At 56.9% G+C, this 2,040-nt stretch carries 1 pseudogene; it reads right to left on the minus strand.

Going from position 1 to position 2,040, the window contains the following annotated elements:
- Window positions 1–758: 758 nt before the first annotated feature.
- A pseudogene (locus AB4043_RS23670) lies at window positions 759–2,040 on the minus strand (hypothetical protein); the annotation flags it as partial.

Raw genomic sequence — 2,040 nt, forward strand, 5'->3', positions numbered from 1 at the left:
CTCTATCTATGGGATGGAAGGTGTTCGTTTTTATACGCGGCTGAAGACTGTCACCGCTCGCTGGCCAACGGGCATTCGTGAGGGTGTGGATACGAAGATGCCTACGTTGGGTTGAAGTGCAGCAACAATTCAGATGTATTCGAGCCCAGCTCGAATCGGTGGGAGCCGTGGGCAGCTTCGCTGGCTGGGGTGTTCCACGGTCTTTTGGGCAGGCGCTATAAGCGCTGAAGGCGCGCTCTATACCAGCCTGGGGCAACGCCCCAGGTCTCAGTGCCCACACGATGTTAAAGGGCTGAAGGCCCGCTATAACTCTGCAGTAAAGACAGATTCACGTTAGAGTATTTTTCCTGTAGGTCTAGTGCAGGGCTTGTGCATCTACGGGCGCTTTCCGCAATGAAAACGCCACTGCACACTTCTCCCGGGATACCAACAACAGGAGAAATGCTCTAATGCGAGAACAGATGGGAGCGGTGGACTTTAGTCCACCGCTTACCGTCCAAAGAAGTTGGGCTTTCCTCTCCAGAGGGGCTCCTTCAGCCATTTGGCATGAGGATTATAGATCGGGCCTTCAGCCCTCAGACCTCTTAACGATCCGAGACCTGGGGCGTTGCCCCAGGCTGGTATAGAACGCGCCTTCAGCGCTTTTATCAGCGGGCTTAAGCCCGCTGCTCCCACCCTTAAAGGCCGCTACACTCCCACCCAAACAAAAAATAGCCGTGCCGCTTCGCGGCACGGCTTTACCGGGGGCATACAACGTCTTAGAAATTGATACGGGCGGCGAGCTGCAGCAACCTGGGCTCGTTCACCTGGGTAGTGATCTGTCCCTGCTGCGCCGATCCGATGGAGGTATTGGGCGCGCCGAACTGAACACGGTTGAACAGGTTGAACGACTCGACACGAAGCTGCAGGATCACCTGCTCAGTCATGTGCGTGTCCTTGAACAAAGCGAGATCGAAGTTCGCTATGCCTGGAGCACGTAGCGTGTTATCGGTACGGGATTCGTTGCCGAACTTGAAGTTGCCCGGAGCAACGAAGCATGAGGTGTTGAAGTATCCGCTGTTGGAGAACTTATCTCCCAACCGCGACTGCACACTTCCTCCGACCGCCTTGGAACAACCCTGGACCACATTCGGACGTGTCGTACCGCCCAGCGAGTAAGTGCTGACGGTGTTTGAGGCCATGGAGAGTCCCAGCGGATAGCCCTTCTGGAAGGTGGTCACACCGTTGAATCCCCACCCGGAGACCAGTTTATCCATCACGCCGCTGACACCGGAGGCAAAGTGCTGTCCGCGGCCGAATGGCAGTGAGTAGACATAGCTGACGGTAAGACGCTGGCGCGAATCATAGCCGGAGAGCGCGTACTCTCCACCCAGATCGTTGTTGTTTTGATAGCCGGGAGCTCCGGTTGCCTCAAGCCAGGAGGTCAGCGACTCAGTGTTGGCCAGCAGCTTCGAGAAGGTATACGAGCCGAGCAGCACTCCACCCGAAGTGAAGCGCTTCTCCATCTTCATCTGCAGTGCGTTGTAGTTGCTGACGCCGACATAATTTCCAGTGTTGGAGATGCCGCCATACTGTGGGAACGGACGATAGAGCTGTGTGGAGCTGATGGTTGCATACTGCTGCGAGCCCTGATTGAACGCTGCTCTGTTGAACGGATTCGGAACCGTCTTGGTGAGGAAACACGCGCTCGACAGGTTTGCCGTTGAGCCCACGCAGTTGGGGTCACTCGCCGCCTGATTCAGATACGAGGCCGCAACCTGGTTGATGCTGTGGCTGTTCGGCAGGTGAGAGCCATGCAGACCGGCATAGGCAGCTTCGAGTGCAACTCCGAGAGGGAGTTGACGCTGGATGGCGAAGTTCCACTGGTAGGTGGCGCCGTTCTCTTCATCCTTCTGCAGCGCATTTGCGGAGCCGCCGAGCAGCAGGTTCTGGTAGTTGGCTCCGCGGCCGGGAGCGGGCGTAATGCCGCTAGGCAGAGGATTATCCAGCGTAGCGTTCGGAGTTTTGCCTGAGTCCAACGTGGTAACCGGATTGTTGGTG

The organism is Terriglobus sp. YAF25, from assembly GCF_052113305.1.
Taxonomy (GTDB): domain Bacteria; phylum Acidobacteriota; class Terriglobia; order Terriglobales; family Acidobacteriaceae; genus Terriglobus.